This window comes from Curtobacterium sp. PhB190 (assembly GCF_004365385.1).
GTDB lineage: Bacteria > Actinomycetota > Actinomycetes > Actinomycetales > Microbacteriaceae > Curtobacterium.
Map to the genome: position 1 here is coordinate 63,709 of NZ_SODN01000012.1, position 18,936 is coordinate 82,644.

Below are 18,936 nucleotides of genomic sequence, written 5' to 3' on the forward strand. Positions count from 1 at the left end.
CGAGGGGGACGCCGGTGTGATCAGGACACTCCTCGGGGAGCACCACCATGGCCATCGCCGGAACCTCTGCAGGGGCAGAAGCTCGACGACTCCGCAGCCGCGCCGACGAACACCGGCGGCAGGCGGACGAAGCTGAATAGCAGGCGGGACGCTACGAGATCGCCGAGGGCACCGAGGCCGAGACCGCTCAACACCCATGAGTTGATGAGCGAGGCCGAGCGGGAGCGCCGGGAACTCGAGCGGCGGCAGTCGTACGTGGGTATGACACGGGCGCGCGACGGGCTCTGGGTGGCGACGCACGCTTACTGACGATGACAACTTCGGCGCATCTAGTGCTGCCGCTGATTCTCCTTCCTCACAACACACCTCGACTCGCTCAACATGAGCACCAAACAAGGAACAGAGATGCCTTTCGCTCTAGACGACATGTTGGTCGTCGGTGTCGCCTCGAGCGCACTGTTCGACCTGTCCGATTCGGACAAGATCTTCCGCGAGTACGGGGAGGACGAGTACCGGAAGCACCAGGAAGAGCACCTCGACGACACACTTCTCCCGGGCGTCGCATTCCCGTTCATCCGCCGCTTGCTGTCTCTCAACGACCTGCGCCCGGACGGTGGGCAGTTGGTCGAAGTGATCATCCTCTCCCGGAACGACCCGGAGACGGGACTACGAGTGATGCGGTCACTCGAAGCGCACGACCTCGCAATCTCGCGGGCGATCTTCATGCAGGGCCGGTCGTCGCACGAATACATGGAGGCGCTCAACATGTCGTTGTTCCTCTCCGCCAATGACGACGACGTCCGAGCTGCGATCGACCGCGGCCTGCCTGCCGGTCGCGTTGTCGGCACGCCGGCAGAGGATCCGACCGGCACTGACTTACGCATCGCGTTCGACTTCGACGGTGTGCTGACGGACGACTCCTCCGAGCGCATCATGCAAGCCTCCGATCTCGCGGCCTTCCATGAGAACGAGGCCTCTCACACCGACGAAGCGATGCCGGAGGGGTTGATGGCACGGTTCTTGCGCGGGATCAATCGCATCCAGGACATCGAAGAGGATTTGGTTGGGACCGATCCGACCTACAACCGTCGCGTTCACGTCGCGATCGTGACCGCGAGGAATGCGCCGGCACACGAACGAGTCGTTCGGACTCTGCAGGGTTGGGGCCTCCGGGTGAACGATGCGTTCTTCCTCGGCGGTGTCGAGAAGGCCCGCATCCTGCGAGTCCTCCGTCCGCACATCTTCTTCGACGACCAAGTGGATCACCTGCGCGGGGCGGCCAACGAAGTACCGAGTGTTCACGTCCCTTTCGGGATCGTCAACGCGGCGAAGGGGACGCCACCCAACGTCGCGGCTGACACGGAAGAGCCGGTGAACCGCGAGCCGCAGGACCAGCCAGACGATCTCGCCAGCTAGTCTCGATCTCGCTCCGACCTGGCCTCCGTGCCAGCCGCACCTCAAGGGGAACCGCATCATGGCGATGTCCATCCACGATCTGCTCGACGTCTACGCGACCATCGCTCCGGACAAGCGCACCAAGGGCCGCCTCTTCGAACGGTTGACTCGTGCGTACCTGACAACCGACCCGAAGTGGACGGCGCGCTTCGACGAGGTGTGGCTCTGGCAAGACTGGCCTGACCGAAACGGGAAGACCGACACCGGCATCGATCTCGTTGCACGGGAGCGTCATGGTGGCGGGTTGTGCGCGATCCAGTGCAAGTTCCACGACGCGGGCAACACGGTTCAGAAGGGCGACCTCGACTCGTTCTTCACCGCGTCGGGAAAGGCGGCGTTCTCTTCCCGCCTGATCGTAGCCACCGCCCCGCTCGGGAAGAACGCGCTCGAAGCGCTCGTCGATCAGCAGCTGCCCACCGCGCAGATCCCGATTGAAGAGTTTGAACACTCCGGTATCGACTGGTCCGAGTACTCCTTCGACCACCCCGATTCGTTAGCAGCCCCGCAACAGAAGATGCTCCGCCAGCATCAGGTGGAGGCACTGAACGCCGTGCGGGCCGGGTTTGCCGAGTCGGCGCGGGGCAAGCTGATCATGGCCTGCGGAACAGGCAAGACTTTCACAAGCCTCCGGATTGCGGAGGATGTCGCCGGGCGCGGAGGCAACGTCTTGTTCCTCGTTCCCTCAATCGCTTTGTTGTCGCAGACCTTGCGGGAATGGTCCCAAGAACGCGCCATGCCGCTTCGCGCCTTTGCGGTCTGCTCCGACAGCAAGGTCGGGCGCGTCTCGGAGGACTTCACCGTTGCTGACCTTGCATACCCGGCAACAACCAACACCAAACAGCTCCTCACAGAGGTCGCAAAGAGTACAGCGCCCGACGGATTGACCGTCTTCTTCTCGACGTACCAATCAATTGACGTGATCGCGAAAGCCCAAGCAGAGGGTCTCGCCGACTTCGACCTCGTGATCTGCGACGAGGCACACCGCACCGCTGGATTCATCCGGCAAGGCGCGGAAGAGTCGGCGTTTCTCCGCGTGCACTCGGACGAGTCGATCCAGACGCAGGCGCGGCTCTACATGACCGCTACGCCGAAGATCTACGCCGAATCCGCCCGCAGCCAGGCGGATGAAAACGCGGCTGTGCTGTACTCGATGGACGACGAAGCCGTGTTCGGCCCCGTGTTCCACCGGCTCGGGTTCGGGGAAGCCGTCGAACGGGACCTCCTCACCGACTACAGGGTGCTGGTCCTCACCATCGACGAGGACTCCATCGGATCCGCATTCCAGGAAACGTTCGCCGCCGACGGGGAACTGAACATCCCCGACGCTGCCCGCATCGTGGGGATCTACAACGGCCTCGCCAAGCGGGGCGTGCAGGGCATCGACACCACCGCCCCGAACGCGCACAAGCCGCTCCGCCGGGCGGTCGCGTTCTCCCGCTCCATCGCCGACTCGAAAACCGTCCGCGGATACCTCAACGGCTACGACGGCGTCGACGGCGTCCGCGCGGACAGCCTCGCCGGAGCCCGCATCGACCGGAACGCCGACGGCGACGAGCAGACGTTCCGCCTCGAAGCGGACCATGTCGACGGCGGGATGAACATCCTCGAACGCAACCAGAAGCTCGACTGGCTGAAAGCCGACACGGCAGGTGAGAACGTCTGCCGCATCCTCACCAACGCGCGCTGTCTCTCCGAAGGTGTCGACGTGCCCAGCTTGGACGCGGTCATCTTCCTCAACTCTCGCGACAGCCCCGTCGACGTCGTCCAATCCGTCGGCCGCGTCATGCGCAAAGCCCCCGGCAAGGACTACGGCTACATCGTCCTCCCCATCGCAGTACCAGCGGGACAGTCACCCGAGCAAGCGCTCAACGACAACACCAAGTTCAAGGTCGTCTGGGACGTCCTCCGCGCACTCCGTGCACACGATGAACGCTTCGAAGCAAAGATCGAACAGATCGATCTAAACGGCCGCACTGACACCGGTCCCGTCATCGCGACCAACTACACCGACGCCGACCTCCCCGAGCCCGCACCGGGCACGGCGACACCGGAGACGTCGCAGATCCCGCTCGACATGAGCATCCTCGGCGCGGACTGGCAGAACGCCATTTACGCCCGCATCGTGGACAAGGTCGGCGAACGCGACTACTGGGAAAACTGGGCCAAAGACGTCGCCGAAATCGCCGGTCGGCAGATCGCGCGCATCACCAGCCTCGTCGACGGCTCCAACGAAAGTCTCCACACCGAGTTCACCCGCTTTGTCAAAGGCCTCCAGGACAACCTCAACCCCGGTGTCACCGAACCGCAGGCGATCGAGATGCTCTCACAGCACCTCATCACCCAACCCGTCTTCGATGCCCTCTTCGCCGGCCACGCCTTCAGCGACCACAACCCGGTCTCGCAGGTCATGCAACGCATGGTCGACGCCCTCGAAGAGCAGAACCTCACCACCGAAACCAGTGACCTCGCCGGCTTCTACGCCGGCGTGCAACGAACCGTCGCTGGCATCAGCGACGCCTCCGGCCGTCAGACGATCATCAAACGGCTCTACGAGAAGTTCTTCACCGGCGCTTTCCGGGGAACGTCCGAACGGCTCGGCATCGTCTACACACCCAACGAGATCGTCGACTTCATCCTCCGAAGCGCCGACAGGCTCTCCCGCGACCACTTCGGTGCCGGCCTCACCGACCACGGCGTCCACGTCCTCGACCCGTTCACCGGCACCGGCACCTTCATCGTCCGCCTCCTTCAATCCGGCCTCATCACCCCGGCCGATCTGGCGCACAAGTATCGGCACGAGCTCCACGCGAACGAGATCGTGCTGCTCGCGTACTACGTCGCCGCCGTGAACATCGAAGCCACCTACAACAGCCTCCAGGGCGGCAAGTACGTGCCGTTCCCCGGCGTGGTCCTCACCGACACATTCCAGACCGCCGAGGACGACGACACCTACGACGACCAGGGCGTGTTCGGCGACAACAACGAACGTGTCAAGCAGCAGAACGCACTCGACATCCGTGTCATCGTCGGCAACCCGCCCTACTCATCCGGGCAAGACTCCGCCAACGACAACAACCAGAACCTCAAGTACCCCTACCTCGACAAGCGCATTGCCAACACCTATGCGGCGCGGTCGACGGGGCAGAACAAGAACAGCCTGTACGACTCCTACATCCGTGCGATCCGCTGGGCGTCCGACCGGATCAAGGACCACGGCATTGTCGCCTACGTCACCAACGGCGGCTTTCTCGACGGCAACACCGCAGCGGGCCTCCGGCTCGCCCTCCAAGACGAATTCACCGAGCTCTACATCCTCAACCTCCGCGGCAATCAACGCACCGCTGGTGAGGAGTCCCGACGCGAAGGCGGGAAGGTGTTTGGCTCAGGCAGCCGCGCCTCCGTCGCTATCTCACTGCTCGTGAAGAACCCCGACCGGTCTTCTTCCGGCGCGATCCACTACCGCGACATCGGCGACTACCTGAGCCGCGACGACAAGCTCGGCCTCCTGGAGCAGTACCGCGACTCCGACGGTGTCCCGTGGCAGCAGATAACCCCGAACAACCACGGCGACTGGATCAACCAGCGCAACGACGCCTTCGAGACGTTCACCGCGATCGGGGATCGCAAGGCGCCCGAGTCGGCGATCTTCCGTAGCTTCTCAGCGGGGCTCCAGACCAACCGCGACGCGTGGGTCTACAACTCGTCCGCCCCAGCGCTTCGCGGCAACGTAACCCGCATGATCGACGCGTATAACGCCGAACTCGACCGCTGGCAGCAAGCGGGCCGACCGCAACCTGCCGAGGACTTCATCGATACGAATCCGGAACGCATCAGCTGGACGTCGTCACTGCTCGCCCGGTTCAAGCGCGACGAACGCATCAGCGTTAACAACGCTCAGATCACAACAGCCATGTACCGCCCCTTCAGCCGTCAACAGCTGTATTTCGATCCTCGCGTCATCCACCGCCCTGCTCAGCACACGGCGTATTTCCCCTCGGGTGAACGCAACCACGGCATCTACCTCACCGCGCCAGGAGCGGGCCATGCGGCTTCAGCGCTGTCGGTTGACGCAGTTCCCGACCTTGCGCTTTGGGGCTCCGGCAGCGGTCAGTTCTTCCCGCGTTACGTCTACGACGCTAAGCAAAACGACGGGGGGTTCGCGATGTTCGACGGGCCGCAACGCCGCGACAACATCACCGACACCGCGCTCGCCCGGTATCGGAAGCTGTACGGGCAGGAAGTCACCGGTGATGACGTGTTTTTCGCTGTTTACGGGCTCTTGCACTCCGAGGACTACCGACGCGAGTTCGACGCTGATCTGAAGAAGATGCTGCCGCGCATCCCGGAACTGACAGATACGGCCGACTTCCAGGCGTTTGCGGCGGCAGGTCGGGCGCTGTCCGAGCTACACATCGGGTATGAAAGCGCCGACTTGTACCCGGTAGAGCTCAGCGGGCCGATACCCGCTGACCTGCGCGTGACGAAGGTGCGGTACGGCGGCAAGGCGGGCAACTGGGACCGCACGGTCATTCACGTTGCGTCCGGCGTAACGATCAGTGGCATCCCGGCCGCGGCGCACGAGTACAAGCTCGGCTCTCGGTCGGCACTCGACTGGATCCTCGAGCGGTACCAGGTCAAGACCGACAAAGCGTCCGGCATCGTCAACGATCCCAACGACTGGGGAGCTGAACATGGCAACTCGGCTTACATCGTCGAGCTGATCCAACGCATCGTGACGGTCAGCGTCGAAACGGTTCGCATCGTCGCGGCGCTTCCCGCTCTGGACTACCGCAGCGGACCGGACCTGTAGTGGAGCGAGTCACGGCCGTGACCGCTCGCACGGCACCCCGCCTGCAACGCGAGCACTCAATTGAAAGAAGTCAAGTCGGGACGCGACTCCGATTCGATCAAGATCGACCGGACTGCGCGTGACTGTCGGACCGTTCGTCAACTCCGCCGAAGAGTTTTCGCTACCCGTCCCGGCGTATACCAGCCACCCCTCCTCCAACCCGAACCTCCGGCAGTACGCCACCATCTGGTAGAGATCTGCGTTCGGGTACTGCCCGTGCTTTTCAACCTTGTACTTCACGTCGATGCACGCCCGTACCTCTCCGTCGACGAGCCACACGAGGTCCGGGGCGATCTTCACCGTGCCGTCGATGTCGAGCGTCGATTGGTACTGCGACACCAGCACTCCCCCGTACGGCCTGAAAGCCTCACGCAGGGCAGCCGACACGAAGTCCTCGAACACCGACCACATGTCCACCAGGAACCCCGACGCGACGACCGCCCCGGCGCGTTGCTCGACCGACGACCCTGACAACACGAGGGACGCCAGAGCCAACGCCGATGAGTACCGCGCGTTGCGTCGATCCGCCCGAACGACCGGCACCGGCGCCCCGACCGGGATCACCGACACCCCATCGAGCACCCGCACGATCCGCCGCAGCGCTCCGAGCACGTCCGCCGGCACTCCCGGCAGGCGCAACAACCGGGTCAAAGCGGTCAGTAGCACCTGGTTCTCCGCGATGTCCTCCACGTAGTCGTCGAACGACACCTCGACCGGCAGCGGCTGCCCGCCCCGCCGCGTCAGCTGATCCCCGATCCGCCACCGTCCGCGCACGAGCGGCAGCGCATCCTCCCGCGTGACGTACCCGCGGAGCGGCCCTCCGGCCAACGCCCGCGAGGCCTGCCGCACGAACGCGTGCGCCAATGCCGGCAAGAGGTCCTCGTCCTCCTCGAACCCGAAGTCGTCCACCGTCCATATCGCGCTCCCGGCACGGGCGTACCCGAGCATCGCGAACAGCCGCCGCACTGGCGTCTTCGGCTTCAACCACACCGTGTAACCGGCGATCCGGACGACGCCGACCTTCCGGACACCGCTCACGCGGTACTCGTCCTCTCCGAGCGTGGGCGCGACGGTCGCGATGTTCGCCGCCGCGAGCCCGACGGCGACCGCCCGCGGCAGCCGGTGCACCACCGGCTGGTCCGCTTCCCGCAGCTCAATCGTCGACGGAAGCACCTTCGGCCCCGTCCGCCGACGCGGGCGTCGTCTGCCGACGCAGCGTTGCCAGGCCGTACCGCGCCTCCAGGTCGACGCCTTCGCCGTAGTGGTGCTCCGCCAGGAGCGGCAAGATCTCGTACCGCCACACGTCCTGCAGACCGGTCCCACGGAGATCGCGCATCAGGAACGACGGGCCGACCTTGGCATCGTGGTCCTGGATCTGCGCGTTGAGTCGCGTCAGCAGCGCGGCACGGTCGTCCTGGAGGCCCTTGGTCACCACCCAACGCGACAACACGTTCTGCACGGGGTCGCGTTCCGGGTGCAGCTCGATGAACGCGAAGCGGCGCCGCATCGCGGCGTCAAGCATCGCGATCGAGCGATCTGCGGTGTTCATCGTGCCGATGACGAAGATGTTGCTCGGCAGGGTGAACGGCTCGTCGCTGTAGAGCAGGGAGATCTCGCTGTCCCGGTATTCGAGCAAGAAGTACAGCTCGCCGAAGACCTTCGCGATGTTGCCGCGGTTGATCTCATCGATGACCAGGAAGTAGTTCGCCTCCGGGTTGGCGGCGGCCGCGTCGGCGAGGCGCCGGAGTGGTCCCTTCCGAAGAGTGAAGGCGAGGTTGCCGCTGTCGTCGTTGGCGACGGGGCGGAAGCCCTCGAAGAAGTCCTCGTACGAGTACGTCGGGTGGAACTGCACGATGGTGGTGTCGCCGTCGGTGCCGTCCGTCACGTGCTTCGACAGGGCCTGGGCGAGAAACGTCTTGCCGGTGCCCGGAGGGCCGTAGAGGATCACCTGTTTGCGGCGCTCGATGAAATCGAGGGTGCCCTGCAGCCACGGAAGCGGCATGTGGAGGGAGTCTGTCAACGCCCCGTTCGCTCGCGGGAAATCGTCTCGCGGTGCCACTGGCGCTTCCCCGTCGGAGCTCTGTGCGTCGTCGGAAGGCGCTGCAGGGACGAGCCGCCTCTGCCACCGTGACGAGAGCGGCTCCTCATAGTAAAGCGCAGGACCTTTCGCCTTCTGCTGCAGAGCAATCGTGATCTGTAGGAGCGCTGCGTCGGGGTCATCATCCATCTGCCCCTCGACCTCGCCCGCGAATGCGCTCCGGATGGACTCCCGGTTGTCGCCGGAGACCACCTCTCCGAACACTCCGGGATGGACCAGGAACAGCAGCTCATTCCGCTGGATGGGAAGCGCGGTTCCGTCGACCGCCGCCACGAGGTCACGCCACGCCCATGGATCATCGAGAGCACGACCACGAGCGTCCTCATCGAGGGCCATCCACGCCTTAGCGGTCCGGACGACCACGGCGAGCGTGGTGAACGTGTGACTTCCGGACAGCGCCTGACCCGGATTGAACGACCAGGAGCGAAATGCTTCATCGATCTCGGTCGGGATCGTCACCGGATGCTCCATCCGGTCCAGCAAGAAGCGCACACGCTCGCGCTTCCTTCTTTCGCCCGGAGTTTGCAGGGGCAGGATCTGCCAGCAGATCAGCTCGGCCATGAGGAGTTTCGCGTCATCGCTCGCATCGTCGAACTGCGCTCCGATCTTCGCGAGGAAGTCCGGGCCGTCGGCATCAGGCCGATCGAGGAAAACACGCTCGATCTCCTGCAGGACCTCACGACGCCAGACGCTCCGCCCGGGTGCGAAGACGGAGTCGAGCCGCCGCAGCCCGCGGTCGACGAAGATCGCGCTCGTGTTGCGGATGACCTCGGCACGCGAGTCGGGCGGGACGATCTCCGTTGCGAGGCGTAGGTCGCGATCCTCCCGCTGTTCTCGTTGGAACGCGCGCTCGCCGTCATTGAGGGCTCTAGTGAAGTCCGAGGGCTCGAGCTCCGCGGCAGCACGGCCACCATCGGTCAGCAGCCATTCGCCACGGTTACGCTTCGTCATGAACCCGGCGTGCACGAGTGAGGTCGTGCCCCAGAGGAAGTCCGACTCACCCTTCGGACGGCCCTTCGAGTTCGGCTCTCGCTCCTCTACTTCGAGCGGGACGGCCGAGATCACCGCCTCCCAGACCTCGAGGCGACGCGCCTGGCCACCATGGTCATGTAGGTAGCGCAGCGCCTCGCGCAGTCGGGTCATCCGGTTCTCGGAGCGGCTCATCTGCTCAGTCTGACGGATTCGGTGCTCTTCGCCGATAACACCTCTGCGGGCTTCCGCACATTCGTACGCGGCACCGCTCGGCGTCAGTCGTTTCGGATAGTTTTGCTCGCGCAGAGCCCACCTCAAAACCAGGAGTGACGTTGGTCGAACGGTTCAACCCCGAGAAGTTCAGGCACGGGCTCGCCAGCACCCTCGACAATGTGGGGAGGGCGACCCGTGATGCCTCTAGCAAGGTCATCAGTCAGACGATGCATGGGCGGGACGCGCTCGCGGAGGTCGTCGAGGACCTGATCGACTCGGACGCCGAGTCGTACGAAGAAGTCGTCGTCGCGTACAACAGCGCATTCACCGCCATGAACGATAAGGGGCTCGCGGTCCTCCGCCAGCGGGAGCGCTCCGCGGACCTCCTCGAGCTCGTCGAGCTCCTCGTCAACAGCATCGCCAACACGCCGAAGTCGTTCGAGACGGCTTTCGAGGTGATCGACCTGAGCCGTGCCGCCTTCCTCGACGCCGAGGAGTTCGCGCGCATGGACCTCGAGGCCGCGCGCGCTTCCGCGCTGGGCGCCGGTGCAGGGCTGACAGCGGGGGCTGCAGTCGCCAGCCTCGCCCCAACGGCAGCGATGTGGGTCGCGACAACGTTCGGCGCGGCTTCCACCGGCACGGCGATCTCGACGCTTTCCGGCGCTGCGGCGACAAACGCAGCTCTCGCGTGGCTCGGCGGAGGTGCGATTGCGGCCGGCGGCGGAGGCACCGCGGTAGGTGGGGCGCTACTGGCCCTCGCAGGTCCGATCGGCTGGACGGTCGCCGGAGCCGCCCTGCTCACCTCGGTCGTGCTGTTCACGAAGAAGAAGTTCGAGACGCGGGAGACGAAACAGAAGGCTCTGCTCGCGCTGAAGAAGAACACCGCGACGGTAGAAGGGCTGGACGCGCAGATTGAAGAGCTGTTACAGCAGAGCACGTCGCTCCGAGAACTCCTGCTGAATCACTTCACGAAGTCGCAAGCGCTGTTCGCGCGTGACTTCCTCGGATTGACCACGGAGCAGCAGTCTCAGCTCGCGGTGCTCGTGAACACCGCGGCGGCGTGCGCCAACGTGTTGACCAAGCGGGTGAACCCGGCGGTCATCGATGAGTGACACTTCCAAGCTCGTCATGAGCACTCAGGAGCAGGCGGTCGCCGCATGGGTCAATCACCTGAACCAACTGCGACTCGACTCACTGCTCTCTCGTCTGGCCGACCAGGGAGAGAACCTGAAGGACGCTCTGACGACCGTCGAAGCGGCGATGCGCACGATCAATGTCGAGGTCGTCACCCGGAACCGAGGCGGCATCAAGGGAATGCACGGCTTCATTGCCGAGGTCGCGGAGACCGGCATCCAGAACGCACGCGCTCGAGTCCTCGGAAACGAAGCGGTCTACGAGTGGGTGAATGACAACGGCCCGGCGGACCTCCTGCGAGAGGGCGTGGAGGTCCAGCAAAAATTCGTGGCCGCAGGCGGCCGCTTCGGGCTCCGGGCCGTCGCAGAGCACCTCGAGAAGTACCCCGACTTCGTACAGAACGGCGGGCGATACCAGATCCCCGCCGATCACTACGAGACGATCCGCGCGCTGTACGAAATGCGACCGGCAGACGCAAGCAAGCTCGTCCGCGGCGGACCCGAGGGGTGGTCGCTCAAGGACTGGCAACGTGTCCAAGCGTTCTTCGAATCGGGTGAGGTCGGGATCGACGCCCTCGAGCCCTCCGCCCTCGACTACGGGGACGCACAGCGGGGCGCGTACGCCAAGACGTTCGCGACAGAAGAAGAGTCGCTCCGAGCCACTGATCGATCTCTGCGTGAGGAAGCGCTTCAAGCGAGCCGCGCGACGTTACGCGAAGGAGCAAAAGCCACGATCATCGCTGGGGCGGTCGAGGGCGGAACGAGCTTCGTCATGGCCGTGCTGAGGAAGCGCCGCGCGGGGACGCCGCTGAAGGACTTCACTAGCGGCGACTGGACCGAGATCCTGGGCGAGTCCGGGTGGGGCGTTGTCAAAGGCAGCGTCCGTGGTGCGAGCCTCTACTCGCTCACGAACTTCACCGCGACCCCAGCAGCCGTTGCGAGTTCTCTGGTAACCGCAGCCTTCGGAATCGCTGAGCAGGCGCACAAGTTCCGCTCGGGCGATCTGAGCGAGGTCGAGTTCATCGAAAACGCTGAGCTCCTTTCCGTGGAGGCCGCAGTCAGTGCCTTGTCCTCCTTCGTCGGGCAGGCGGTCATCCCGGTCCCAGTGCTCGGCGCCGTCATCGGGAACGCCGTCGGGGCCGTGATGTACCGAGCTGCATCTGACGCGCTCGCAGAGCAAGAAGCCGACCTCCTTGCGCGGTACGCCAACGAACAACGCGTACTCGACGAACAGCTCTCGGTCGAACACCAGGAATTGCTCGAATGAATCCGGGTAAGCACGTCCACCTACATCTCCCTGCTCGAGCGCGCGTTCTCGCCCGACATTTACATTGCCGTACAGGGCTCGGTCGCGCTCGCGGAGCACGTCGGCGTGGCGCCGGAACTCGTCCTCGACACTGACCGCAAGACCCGGACGTACTTTCTCGACTAATTTGCGATACTTCACATTCCACCGATAGCATCTTTGCATGGGATGGGGCACGGTGTTCGAGGGTCTGAGTGCGATCGCTACGGCGGGTGCGCTCGCTACGGCGGTCATCGCTGGCCGACAGGCGAAGAAGCTCTACGACATCGAATCCGACCGAGACGACCAGGGCCGACGGACCGAACGCCGACAACAGGCCGCCCAAATCAGTGCCTGGGCAGCGATGCAGATCGGACCAGACGGCAAGCCTACGCACGTCGAACAGCTTGCCGCGGGTTCACGACAGTGATGACGCCGAAGCTGCATTGCGTTCCGCCCGGCGAGTACTCCATCGCGAACATCGACCAGCGCAAGTCCGATGGTCGGTCCTTTCCGTGGGACTTCGCGAAGCCGGTTCGTGAGATCTGCGATCCCGTGCGGCCGTTCACGGCGTCTGAGAAGAAGCGCGTCGACGAGATCTCGTTCCGCGCCAGTGCGGGCATGGGATGGGTCCGGACTGCGCGCGGTGAACTGACGCCGAGCGGGTGAACGGGAGCTGCGGTTGCATCCCGCAATCTCGTGCGCGTTCCCGTCAAGCCCCCCGCTTTGGTGCCGGAACGGGACTCAGTAATGACGGTGCCTCATGGCAGCATGTTCAAGCAGACTGACGAGACACCGCGAACCGTGGGGGTGCGCGCTCGTCAGCTGCCAAGTCGGGAGGCTTCGGCGCGTGGAACAGAACATCGACTTCGTGGGAAGCGCACTGCGGTCGGCAGCGACAGGCCTCGAGCCCGTCGTGGAACGTGTGCTTCAACCTCGGCTCGCCGGGGATGCGAAGTGGCCGATGCTCATCGAGTTACTCGACCGTCAGAAGCACGGTCGTCCGAACACCACCTATGCGTCGTCCGACCTGCAGGTGATCTTGCGCGCACTCACCGAGAAACTGCCCCAGCTCGGCTACCCGTTCGAGCTCGACCACAGCGGTCGTCGTCTCGCTGGCGAACTCCGCGACGTCCGGAACCGGTGGGCGCACAACGCCCCGTTCGACGAGGCGGACACCTACCGTGCGCTCGACACGACCGTCCGCGTTCTCGAACTCCTCGAAGCACCGGCCGAGGCATCCGAAGCCGCCGCGCTGCGCAGAGCGTTCCAAGCGCGTATGGCGAAAGCGGAGCCGGCTGGGGTCACCGCGACCGCCGAAGTCCACGCGACGACAGATGCGGTCGACTCCGAGCAGTTCCCGACGACGACGCTCGAGGTCTTCGCGTCGCCGCTCGTCAGTTACGCGATGGCCCAGAACCGGATCAGCGTGGTCGAAGCAGTCCTGGTCGTGCACACGGGCGTCAGCATCCGAAACGCTCGTCTCACGATCGATGTGGTCGCCTCGGGCGTCTCTCTCGGAGAACCACGCGAGCACTTCTTCGATCTCGTCACCGACGTCGCGGTGCGGCTCGACGACCTTCGATTCAACCTCGAGCCGTCTCTCATGTCGAAGGTGGAGACGAACCAGCCGGCCGAGGTCCGAGTGACGCTCCGCGACGGCGAGGCAGTCCTCGCGAGCCGCGTCGCCGAGATCGACCTCCTCGCGGCACACCATTGGTACTTCTTCGGACGGCAGCTCCACGCCGAACTACTGGCTGCGCACGTCCAGCCGAACCACCCGGCGCTCGCACCGATCATCGACGACGCAGCCGAGATCCTCCGAGCGACGACCGGCCGTGCGAGCTTCGCCGGCTACCAGGACGGCGATCCAGCGCGAATCGACGCGATGGTCGATGCGATCATGACGGCCGTTCGTCGTCGCGACGTCCGGTACTCGATGCCGCCGGCAAGCTGGAAGATCGGCCAGCAGGTCCGCACCCCTTCCGAGGTGCTGGAGGACCGCTTCGGCACCTGCCTCGACACCACCGTCGTGCTCGCGGCGGCCCTCGAACGTGTCGGGCTCCGGCCGCTGCTCGTCATCAAGACAGGGCACGCCTTCCTCGCCTACGCGCGGTTCGACGAACCGATGCCGTCGATCTTCTCGACCAGCGTCGAGCTACGGAACGGCATCGACGCCGGGAAGCTCGGAGTGGTCGAGACGACGAAGCTGACGAGCGACTTCGCCTCGCTCTCCATCGAGGAAATCCGTGCTGAGGGTCGCGCGCACCTCTCGATGGATCTCCTTGCCGAGGTGATGGGGGCTGTCGACGTCTCGATCGCCCGCGCCAGCAACATCTGGCCCCTGCCGGCAACGACCCTCGCCGCCGACGGATCCGTCACGGTGACGGAGTACACGGCACATCGCGTGGCGCCGGCGACGTACGTCCCAGACGCCTACGACGGTGACGGCACCACGCAGCCCGACGACACCCCGGCTCGTGTCCAGCAGTGGAAGAACAGCTTGCTCGACCTGAGCCTGCGGAACCGCCTCATCAACTACACCGACCGCGCAGGCATCAAGCTGCACACGGCGTCGGACGGGATTGCTGAATTCGAGGACTACCTCAACTCCGGGAAGCCGTTCGACATCCTGCCCCGGGATGCAGTCGCGGAGGTCCTCCGCGCCCGCGGGGTGCAGTCCGCCGCGTACCTGACCGACGCGGACAAGACCGAGCTGTTCCGGAGCCGCCGCGAAGTCCACGGGGACGTCTCCGGCGAGCGCTATAGCCGGCAGCTGCAAGCATTGGCGCACAAGGCGAAGACCGTCATCGAGGAGACGGGTTCGAACAACCTGTACATCGCGATCGGCACCCTGTCCTGGAAGGTCAAGACCCGGGTCGTCCGCTCCCCGCTCATCCTCGTCCCCGTCACGATGAAGGCCCGGACACGGGGTGGCATCTACCAGGTGTCGCTCGACGACTCCGGCACGTCGACGCCGAACTACTGCCTGCTCGAGAAGCTGCGCGCCGAGTACAACCTCACCATCCCGGCCCTCGCCGACCCGGAGCTTGACGCGGCAGGGATCAACATCGAGAAGGTCCTCGCCGGTACGCGCAAGCGAATCATGGAAGCCGGGATCGAGGCAACAGTCGAGCCGACCGTCGACCTCGCCATCCTGCAGTTCGCGAAGTTCCGCCTGTGGAAGGACCTCGACGAGCACTGGCGAGACCTGGCGACGAACCCGCTGGTCAAACACCTCATCGAGACTCCGACCGAGGCATTCATCGGATCCCCGGTGGACCTCGACACGGTGCAGTCGCGGGACACCGCGCTCGATGACCTCCTCGCGCAGCTGCCAGTGTCGGCGGACTCGTCGCAGCTCGAAGCCGTGGACGCCGCCACCGCCGGCCGGACCTTCGTACTCGAAGGCCCTCCGGGTACGGGCAAGTCGCAGACCATCACGAACCTGCTCGCGAAGTCGATCGTCGACGGCCGACGGGTGTTGTTCGTGGCCGAGAAGCGTGCTGCGCTCGAGGTCGTGCGGCGGCGCCTCACCGACGTCGGCCTCGCGCCGTTCACGCTCGACCTGCACGACAAGGGATCCAAGCCTGTCGAGGTCCGTGCTCGGCTGCGGGAGGCATTGGCCCAGCGCCCTGTGGTGGACCGGGAGTCGATGGCGCGCTCGTCCGACGCGGTGTCGGTTACGCGTCGCGCGCTCGCGAGGTACGCAAAGCGCCTGCACGAGACCAACGAGTCCGGACGGTCGTTCTACTCGGCGCGGAACTCCGAACTCGCCACGGAGGGCCTCGGAACGGGGATGGACGTGCCGACAGATGCGGCCGCGAGGATCACCGAGGTCCAGGTGAACGCGATTCGTTCTGCGCTCCGCGACGCGCCCGATGTCGCGCTGCGGGCACGGCCCAGCGCCGATCACCCGTGGGGGTTCGCCGGATGGGACTCGGACGCCGAGCCTGACCCGCGGGCGCTCCACGCGGCCGCGCTGGCTTACGACGAAGCGATCGACACGATGCTCGCCGTCAAGGACCAGCACTTCCGAGAATCCCTCTCGGCGGCACTCGCCCGAGAGCACTTCACTGCTCTCGCCAGCCTGGTCGAGGCGCCGCCGACGACCACCGCGCTCCTCTCGGCGATCCGTGAGCCCGGTTGGAGCAGATCTGCCGACGCGCTGCAACGCGATGTCGACGGGTTCGCCGAGCGGTTCGCAGACGTCCTGTCCGTGCTCACGCCGGCGTCGCTCGGACTCGACCTCGCGCAGGTCGCGGCCGCCGCGACCGAGGCGCAGGCCTCCGGCGTTTTCGGGAGGAAGAAGAAGGTCGCGGCCGCGGCCGAGCTCCTCGCTCCCGTCGTCGTGCCGGGCATCGTCCTCGACCACGACCACCTGGTCCAGCTGACGATCCGCGCTGCCGAGATGCAAGCCGTCGCGCGGGACCTCGCGGAACGCGTCGCGGCGCAGCCGGGCCTGTCGTCCCACGGCGCATGGTCCCCCCTAGACCAGCGGGACACGGCGTCCATCGCGAACGAGGCCCGCTGGGTGAGGTGGGTGGCGGACGTCACCCGTGCCTCCAATCCGGACGACGCGGCCGACGTACGGTTCCGGAGGGCCCTCGAGGCGTACGCGACCCGCAGCGGCGGGCCGGACGGCCAGCTCCGCGCCGTAGTCCTGGAGCACCACGACGCGTACGCAACGCTCGCTGCGATGCCCGATTGGTCCGGTTGGATCGGAACCGCCCTCCCGGTGGAGCGCTGGCAGGCGTCCCGGGCCGACCGCACGGGGTCCGGGTCTTTCTCCGTCACCCCCGACGCATGGTTGGAGTGGCGCGCGGTACTTGCGCCGATCCGCGACGCCGGACTCGTCGAAGCCCACGACGCGCTACTCACCGGAGCCGCGTCGGCTGAGGACGCACTCGAGGCCTTCGACCGGGGTCTCGCCCTCTCGACGCGTCGCGAGCGCGCGCGTGCCACGGGGCTCGATCAGTTCGATCCGGACGCGCACGAACGCCAGATCGACAAGTACACGACCGCAGCACGTGAACTCCGTGGCCATCTTCCGCGGAGCATCCCCGAACAGGTCGTCGCGCGTCGCTCGTTCTCGGCGACGACCGCGGCCGGTGCGGCCGGCCGCCTCGTCGCCGAGATCAACAAGCAGCGCAGCCGCACGACCGTCCGTGACCTCATGGCGACGTACGGCGACCTCGTGACTGAGCTGACCCCTTGTGTGCTCGTCAGCCCGGACTCGGTCGCGCGCTTCTTCGAGGCCAAGGGCGATCTCTTCGACCTGGTCGTGTTCGACGAGGCCTCCCAGGTCCGGGTCGCCGACGCGATCGGTGCCATGGGCCGAGCGAAGGCCGTCGTCGTCGTGGGCGACTCGAAGCAGATGCCGCCGACCTCCTTCGCGGAGTCGACCATCGCATCGGACGACGACGAGGACGCTCCGGAACAAGTCGCTGTCGACGAGGAGTCGATCCTCGCGGAGTGTGTGCAGGCCCGGGTCGACAGATTCCAGCTGTCGTGGCACTACCGGAGCCAGGACGAAGCTCTGATCGCGTTCAGCAACCGGCACTACTACGATGACCAGCTCACCTCGTTCCCCGCGCCGGCGACGTCGTCGTCCGGCGGGCACGGCGTCTCGCTGAGGCGAGTCGAGGGCACATTCCTCCGAGCGTCCGCTGGAGCATCGAGCAGAACACTGCGGACCAACCCGGTCGAGGCCGACGCCATCGTCGCTGAGATCAGCAGGCGGTTCGCGGACGATCCCGAGGGCGTTCCGTCGCTTGGTGTCGTGACGTTCAACGCCCAGCAGCGGGCACTGATCGAGGAGCTTCTGCGCGGCCTCGAGGACGAGCGGATCTCCAGTGCCCTCGACGACGCGGCCGACGGACTGTTCGTCAAGAACCTAGAGAACGTGCAGGGTGACGAGCGGGACACGATCTTGTTCTCGACCGCATTCAGCAAGAACGACCGCGGGGTGCTGCCCCTGAACTTCGGCCCGCTGACGAACCCAGGCGGCGAGCGTCGGTTGAACGTGGCGATAACCCGAGCGCGGCGCGAGGTCGTCATGTTCACGAGCTTCGACCCGGCTGATCTCCGCGCCGAGGAGACGACGTCGCTCGGGATCAAGCACCTGCGCGCCTACCTCGAGATGGCACACCATGGTGCCGAGGCTGCACTCGGCGCACGCTCCGACCTCACGCTCACCGACCAACACCGCGAGGACGTGGCCGCTGCCCTCCGCGCACGCGGGCTGTCGGTCAGGACGAACGTCGGGCTGTCGGATTTTAAGGTCGACCTCGCCGTGGCGCACGCTTCGACGCCGGACGAACCGCTGGTGGCCGTACTGCTCGACAGTCCCGCCTGGGCGGGCCGTGCGACGGTCGCCGATCGGGACGCACTCCCCCTCGAGGTGCTCGAGAACCTCATGCACTGGCCGGCCGTCCGTCGGGTCTGGATGCCGCAGTGGCTTGCGTCGAAGGACGCAGTCGTCGACGCGATCGTTCGCTCACACGAAAGGGCCCATGCGGAGCGAAGGGGATCCGGGCTTCCCGTCGCCGAATCCGCCGCTACCTTCCAGGAAACGCCCGGCGACCCACTGGACGCACCAACATCTGAGCCTCTGGCGCCGGCACCGGTGCCATCGCAGATCGATCTGGAGGCCCAGCATGCACCCGTCGTCGACCTCCCGCGGGCGCAGCGCGAGGCCCCTCTGATGGCGACGTCCGGCGCTCTAATCGAACCTAAATCGCCCGAGCCAGCGCCTGCGCCTGCACCCGCTGCTGCAGCCGGTGCCTCCTCACCCAACATGTCGCAGACCGACGTGTTCGACGTGCTCGCAAGGCTCGGCGATCTCGTGAAGGCCGGAATCCTGACCGAGGAGGAGTTCGCGGCGAAGAAGTCCGAACTCCTCGCAAGACTCTAACTAAGGGGACATCAG

The 18,936-nt window shown here is 65.6% G+C and carries 9 protein-coding genes; 7 read left to right on the top strand and 2 right to left on the bottom strand.

The genetic code is table 11. The annotated features are described in order from the left end of the window. Window positions 1–381: 381 nt before the first annotated feature. Both EDF47_RS17430 and EDF47_RS17435 read left to right on the top strand, forming a co-directional pair. The gene (locus EDF47_RS17430; protein ID WP_243650019.1) at window positions 382–1,416 is read left to right on the top strand and encodes a 5'-nucleotidase; all 1,035 of its coding nucleotides are present in this window, start codon (window positions 382–384) and stop codon (window positions 1,414–1,416) included. 58 nt (window positions 1,417–1,474) lie between these two features. Beyond that, complete coding sequence (locus tag EDF47_RS17435; protein ID WP_133938802.1) at window positions 1,475–6,265, top strand: type ISP restriction/modification enzyme; 4,791 nt, start codon at window positions 1,475–1,477, stop codon at window positions 6,263–6,265. A 9-nt stretch (window positions 6,266–6,274) separates the two neighbouring features. Here the strand turns inward: EDF47_RS17435 and EDF47_RS17440 are convergent, their stop codons facing one another. Together EDF47_RS17440 and EDF47_RS17445 are read right to left on the bottom strand one after the other, a co-directional pair. Next, on the bottom strand, window positions 6,275–7,477 hold the full coding sequence (locus tag EDF47_RS17440; RefSeq protein ID WP_131846324.1) for a restriction endonuclease: 1,203 nt from the start codon (window positions 7,475–7,477) through the stop codon (window positions 6,275–6,277). Beyond that, entirely contained in the window at window positions 7,458–9,566 is a 2,109-nt protein-coding gene (locus tag EDF47_RS17445) for an AAA family ATPase (protein ID WP_133938804.1), read from the bottom strand. The genes EDF47_RS17440 and EDF47_RS17445 overlap by 20 nt, the downstream gene beginning before the upstream one ends. Before the next feature lie 140 nt (window positions 9,567–9,706). Here EDF47_RS17445 and EDF47_RS17450 point away from each other — a divergent pair, with 140 nt between their 5' ends. From EDF47_RS17450 to EDF47_RS17470, 5 genes are all read left to right on the top strand, one after another. Beyond that, a complete protein-coding gene (locus tag EDF47_RS17450) occupies window positions 9,707–10,699 on the top strand; it encodes a hypothetical protein (RefSeq protein WP_207896184.1) in 993 nt (330 codons plus the stop codon). A gap of 16 nt (window positions 10,700–10,715) precedes the next feature. Continuing rightward, entirely contained in the window at window positions 10,716–11,987 is a 1,272-nt protein-coding gene (locus EDF47_RS17455) for a hypothetical protein (protein WP_207896182.1), read from the top strand. Between the two features lie 202 nt (window positions 11,988–12,189). Continuing rightward, the gene (locus EDF47_RS17460) at window positions 12,190–12,435 is read left to right on the top strand and encodes a hypothetical protein (RefSeq protein ID WP_131846326.1); all 246 of its coding nucleotides are present in this window, start codon (window positions 12,190–12,192) and stop codon (window positions 12,433–12,435) included. Then, window positions 12,435–12,674: a hypothetical protein gene (locus tag EDF47_RS17465; RefSeq protein ID WP_131846327.1), complete on the top strand. Its 240-nt coding sequence runs from the start codon at window positions 12,435–12,437 to the stop codon at window positions 12,672–12,674. Before EDF47_RS17460 ends, EDF47_RS17465 begins: the two co-directional genes overlap by 1 nt. Before the next feature lie 94 nt (window positions 12,675–12,768). Beyond that, window positions 12,769–18,921: a DUF4011 domain-containing protein gene (locus EDF47_RS17470; protein WP_131846328.1), complete on the top strand. Its 6,153-nt coding sequence runs from the start codon at window positions 12,769–12,771 to the stop codon at window positions 18,919–18,921. Window positions 18,922–18,936: the final 15 nt, after the last annotated feature.

Excerpts from the sequence above, each read along its gene's own strand:
- EDF47_RS17430 (WP_243650019.1), top strand. The coding sequence starts at position 382 with ATGAGCACCAAACAAGGAACAGAGATGCCTTTCGCTCTAGACGACATG.
- EDF47_RS17435 (WP_133938802.1), top strand. The coding sequence starts at position 1,475 with ATGGCGATGTCCATCCACGATCTGCTCGACGTCTACGCGACCATCGCT.
- EDF47_RS17445 (WP_133938804.1), bottom strand. The coding sequence starts at position 9,566 with ATGAGCCGCTCCGAGAACCGGATGACCCGACTGCGCGAGGCGCTGCGC.
- EDF47_RS17455 (WP_207896182.1), top strand. The coding sequence starts at position 10,716 with ATGAGCACTCAGGAGCAGGCGGTCGCCGCATGGGTCAATCACCTGAAC.
- EDF47_RS17460 (WP_131846326.1), top strand. The coding sequence starts at position 12,190 with ATGGGATGGGGCACGGTGTTCGAGGGTCTGAGTGCGATCGCTACGGCG.
- EDF47_RS17465 (WP_131846327.1), top strand. The coding sequence starts at position 12,435 with ATGACGCCGAAGCTGCATTGCGTTCCGCCCGGCGAGTACTCCATCGCG.
- EDF47_RS17470 (WP_131846328.1), top strand. The coding sequence starts at position 12,769 with ATGGCAGCATGTTCAAGCAGACTGACGAGACACCGCGAACCGTGGGGG.